Below are 5,000 nucleotides of genomic sequence, written 5' to 3'. Positions count from 1 at the left end.
ACAAGCGGAACCTTCTGGAAAGTAGGGCCATAGTGGGTGACAGCCCCGTACGCGTAATGCAAATCATCGTCCTCGAGTAAGGCGGGACACGTGAAATCCTGTCTGAAATTGGGGGGACCACCCTCCAAGCCTAAGTACTCGTGCATGACCGATAGCGAACTAGTACCGTGAGGGAAAGGTGAAAAGCACCCCGACAAGGGGAGTGAAAGAGTACCTGAAACCGATTGCCTACAAACAGTGGGAGCCCGCAAGGGTGACCACGTACCTTTTGTATAATGGGTCAGCGACTTAGTGTGACGAGCAAGCTTAAACCGCTAGGTGTAGGCGCAGCGAAAGCGAGTCTGAACAGGGCGTTCAGTTCGTCGCATTAGACCCGAAACCGAGTGATCTAGCCATGAGCAGGTTGAAGGTAAGGTAACACTTACTGGAGGACCGAACCCATAACTGTTGCAATAGTTCGGGATGACTTGTGGCTAGGGGTGAAAGGCCAATCAAACTCGGAAATAGCTGGTTCTCCGCGAAATCTATTTAGGTAGAGCGTCGACCGAATACCCCAGGGGGTAGAGCACTGGATGGGCTAGGGGTCCTCACCGGATTACCAAACCTAACCAAACTCCGAATACCTGGGAGTACTAGTCGGCAGACACACGGCGGGTGCTAACGTCCGTCGTGAAAAGGGAAACAACCCTGACCTACAGCTAAGGTCCCCAAGTTATGGCTAAGTGGGAAAGGATGTGAGGATCCCAAAACAACCAGGATGTTGGCTTAGAAGCAGCCATCATTTAAAGAAAGCGTAACAGCTCACTGGTCTAAATAAGGGTCTTTGCGCCGAAAATGTAACGGGGCTAAAGCCATACACCGAAGCTTAGGGTGGCGATAATCCTTCGGGATTACGCTGCGGTAGCGGAGCGTTCTGTAAGCTGATGAAGCCATACCCGTGAGGGGTGGTGGAGGTATCAGAAGTGCGAATGCTGACATGAGTAACGTAAGGGGAGTGAGAGACTCCCCCGCCGAAAGTCCAAGGGTTCCTGCTTAAAGCTAATCTGAGCAGGGTTAGCCGGCCCCTAAGTCGAGGCAGAAATGCGTAGACGATGGGAATCACGTTAATATTCGTGGGCCTGGAGGAAGTGACGGATCATTGAGGTAGTCCAATCTTATCGGATTGAAAGGGCTGCTGCGTGGTTCCAGGAAATAGCTCCTCCTTATAGACCGTACCCGAAACCGACACTGGTGGACTGGTAGAGTATACCAAGGCGCTTGAGAGAACTATGCTGAAGGAACTCGGCAAATTGCACGCGTAACTTCGGAAGAAGCGTGACCCTTTTCCACGCAAGTGGAGGAGGGTGGCACAGACCAGGGGGTAGCGACTGTTTATCAAAAACACAGGGCTCTGCGAAGTCGCAAGACGACGTATAGGGTCTGACGCCTGCCCGGTGCTGGAAGGTTAAGAGGAGGGGTGCAAGCTCTGAATCGAAGCCCCAGTAAACGGCGGCCGTAACTATAACGGTCCTAAGGTAGCGAAATTCCTTGTCGGGTAAGTTCCGACCTGCACGAATGGCGTAACGACTTCCCCGCTGTCTCCAGCATAGACTCAGTGAAATTGAATTCCCCGTGAAGATGCGGGGTTCCTGCGGTTAGACGGAAAGACCCCGTGCACCTTTACTATAGCTTTACATTGGCATTCGTAGTGGCATGTGTAGGATAGGTGGTAGGCTTTGAAACCTGGGCGCCAGCTCAGGTGGAGCCACCCTTGAAATACCACCCTTATCACTATGGATGTCTAACCGCGGCCCGTTATCCGGGTCCGGGACAATGTATGGTGGGTAGTTTGACTGGGGCGGTCGCCTCCTAAAGAGTAACGGAGGCGCGCGATGGTGGGCTCAGAACGGTCGGAAATCGTTCGCTGAGTGCAATGGCATAAGCCTGCCTGACTGCGAGACTGACAAGTCGAGCAGAGACGAAAGTCGGTCATAGTGATCCGGTGGTCCCGCGTGGAAGGGCCATCGCTCAACGGATAAAAGGTACGCCGGGGATAACAGGCTGATGACCCCCAAGAGTCCATATCGACGGGGTTGTTTGGCACCTCGATGTCGACTCATCGCATCCTGGGGCTGGAGCAGGTCCCAAGGGTATGGCTGTTCGCCATTTAAAGCGGTACGTGAGTTGGGTTCAGAACGTCGTGAGACAGTTCGGTCCCTATCTGCCGTGGGTGTAGGAATATTGAAAGGATCTGTCCCTAGTACGAGAGGACCGGGATGGACGGATCTCTGGTGGACCTGTTGTGGCGCCAGCCGCATAGCAGGGTAGCTATATCCGGACGGGATAACCGCTGAAGGCATCTAAGCGGGAAACCCACCTTAAAACGAGTATTCCCTGAGAACCGTGGAAGACGACCACGTTGATAGGCCGGGTGTGGAAGAGCGGCAACGCTTGAAGCTTACCGGTACTAATAGTTCGATCGGCTTGATCGTTCTCATTACTTATGCCCATCACCAGCGCAATCCAAAGGATTGTCGTCGGCGCAATCCAAAGGATTGTCGCCTGATGGTTGTTTGCCCTCGCGGCAGTCGGCTTCGCCGACGCCTCCGGGCAGGGCCTCGCAAAGGCTCGGACGCGCGGTCGCTTGCGGACTGCGTCCGAAAACCGCGATGCCAGGCACGAAAAAAACAGCTTCTCGAGCAACGTGCGCTTTGCCGACCTGGTGGTTATGGCGGAGCGGCTGCACCCGATCCCATTCCGAACTCGGCCGTGAAACGCTCCAGCGCTGATGGTACTTCGTCTCAAGACGCGGGAGAGTAGGTCGCTGCCAGGTCTGCAAAGCGCACGTCGCAAGAATCCAAATCTTCTCCTTACAAACAGGCCCGCCAATCGGGAGCTCGGGCCGCGCAAGCGGCCCTTTCAGTTGGCGTTGTTGAAAGGTTGACGCGGGGTGGAGCAGCGCCCCGTCCGCCCGCAAAAGGCCGAAGGCCTCGAGGACGGACAAAACAAAAAGTCCGGGCTGCCCGGCCGGCATTCGCCGTCTAGTTGACGCGGGGTGGAGCAGCCCGGTAGCTCGTCAGGCTCATAACCTGAAGGTCACAGGTTCAAATCCTGTCCCCGCAACCAAAACCCAAAACGGCCCGCCTCAGTGCGGGCCGTTTTGCGTTTGCGGCCTGCTGGCCGCCTTCTCCGGCACGGAAGTGATCATGCGGTCGAATTCAGGCCGCGTCCCTACCGCAGGCTTTCCAGCTCGCGGATGCGTTTGGCGCCGTCGGCCTCGAGCTGCCGGGTGACGGCGCCGATCAGCGTTTCGGCAACGACAAAAAGGGCCGCCGAGGAGTCCCAGGCCGAGGGCACGGCGGTGCGCCCGGCGATGACATGGCGGGCGAAACGGGCGATCGGCGACAGCCACTGGTCGGTGAACAGCACGATCTGCACGCCGCGCTGATGCGCCGTCTCGGCGAAACGGACCAAGCTGTCCTGGTAGCGCCTGATGTCGAAGATCACCAGCACGTCCCGCTTTCCCATGTCGATCAGCCGGTCGCGCCAGACGCTTTCCTGTCCGGCGAGGTGAAAGACATTGGGCTGGATGATGGCGAGGTGGGCGGCCATGTAGCGCGCCAGTGGATCGGTGAAGCGGCCACCGATCAGGAAGGTCTTGCCGCGCCGGTCGGCAAGCTTTGCGACGATGTCGGCAAGCTGTTTGTCGGACAGGTGCCTGAACGTCTCGCGCATGTTGTCGAGCGTCGCCTCCAGCATCGGCGACACTGCGCCGCCGTTCGGCGATGGGTTGAGCGTCCGTGACGCCGGCGACTGCAGTTGCGCCGCCAGCTCGTCCTGCAGCGCCGACTGAAATTCCGGGTAGTTCTGCAAGCCGAGCCGGGCGACGAAACGCAGGATGGTCGGCGAGGAAACGCCGGCGGCAGCTGAGAACTCGGCGACCGTCTTCAGGCCGATCAGCGGGTAATTGGCGATCAGCGTTTGCGCCGCGCGGCGCTCGCCCGCTGGCATCGTGCCGATGCGGTCCGAGATCAGTTCGGCAATGCTCGAAATCATCTTTTCCCACCCTGGCCGTTTTGCCGAAATCGCATTTGACCCGAAATCGCGTTTGACAAAGCCGGATAAACTGTATGAAATCATCCACAGGGACGCAATGAGACAAAATACGTAATATACGATACAGCGCTCCCCGGGGACTGACAACAATGGAGACAGCACGGCCCGTCAGCCTTGCATCGCCTGAAACCGTGAGGGTGACGAACCCTGGCGGATCGAGCCCTTTCGTGCTGACCTGCGATCACGCCTCCAACTTCCTGCCGCCAGAATTCGGAACGCTCGGCCTTGCTGCCGGAGAGCTTTCCCGCCACATCGCCTGGGACCCGGGCGCGCTCCCGGTCGCCCGCCGCATGGCCGAGGCGCTCGACGCCACGCTGGTCGAGACCCGCATTTCGCGCCTTGTCATCGACTGCAATCGGCCACTGGACGCGCCCGACCTGGTGCCGCCGGTCAGCGAGACCACGGCCATTCCGGGCAATACCGGCCTGTCGGAAAAGCAGCGCGCCGCGCGCATCGCTCTGTCCTGGCAACCCTTCCATGATGCGGTCGCGAGTATCATCGACAAAAGGCTGGCGCGCGGGCTGGAGACGCGGCTGGTTTCAATCCATTCCTTCACCCCGGTCTACAAAGGTATGAGCCGGCCCTGGCACATCGGCATCATCCATGACGAGGATCGCCGGCTGGCAGCGCCGCTTGTCGCTGCGCTGCAGCGGCTCGCCGGCGTCACGGTCGGCATCAACGAACCCTATTCGCCGGCCGACCGCGTCTATTTCACGCTGGAACGGCACGCGCGTCCGCGGGGGCTACCCTGCGCGATGATCGAAATCCGCAACGACGAAATATCCGACGAAGCCGGGCAGCGAAAATGGGCGGATCTGCTCACGGGCATCTTCGTTGGCATTCACACGCCGGAACTATTAATGAGTCCCGATTCCCTGCCGCGGCGCGGCAGGCCGATCCCTGCC

Annotated in this window: 2 protein-coding genes, 1 tRNA gene and 2 rRNA genes (1 of these 5 running past the window's edge); 4 read left to right on the top strand and 1 reads right to left on the bottom strand. The window is 58.6% G+C overall.

Annotated features, from left to right (window positions below):
• The 3 genes from EOA85_RS06825 to EOA85_RS06815 all read left to right on the top strand — a co-directional run.
• Positions 1-2,471, top strand: a 23S ribosomal RNA gene (locus EOA85_RS06825) (it extends 350 nt beyond the left edge of the window).
• 226 nt (positions 2,472-2,697) lie between these two features.
• Positions 2,698-2,812: ribosomal RNA gene (gene rrf / locus EOA85_RS06820) — 5S ribosomal RNA — on the top strand.
• Positions 2,813-3,028: 216 nt separating this feature from the next.
• Positions 3,029-3,105, top strand: a tRNA-Met gene (locus EOA85_RS06815).
• Between the two features lie 105 nt (positions 3,106-3,210).
• Here EOA85_RS06815 and EOA85_RS06810 read toward each other — a convergent pair.
• On the bottom strand, positions 3,211-4,035 hold the full coding sequence (locus EOA85_RS06810) for a MurR/RpiR family transcriptional regulator (RefSeq protein ID WP_127208834.1): 825 nt from the start codon (positions 4,033-4,035) through the stop codon (positions 3,211-3,213).
• 149 nt (positions 4,036-4,184) lie between these two features.
• Between EOA85_RS06810 and EOA85_RS06805 the strand changes: the two genes are divergently transcribed.
• The coding region (locus tag EOA85_RS06805) for an N-formylglutamate amidohydrolase (RefSeq protein WP_127208833.1) at positions 4,185-5,000 on the top strand (816 nt) is incomplete at its 3' end.

The organism is Mesorhizobium sp. M5C.F.Ca.IN.020.29.1.1 (genome assembly GCF_003997375.1).
In the GTDB taxonomy this organism is placed as follows: Bacteria; Pseudomonadota; Alphaproteobacteria; order Rhizobiales; family Rhizobiaceae; genus Mesorhizobium; species Mesorhizobium wenxiniae.
Note: the sequence above shows the minus strand (reverse complement) of the source record. Positions and strands in the feature narration are given on the sequence as shown.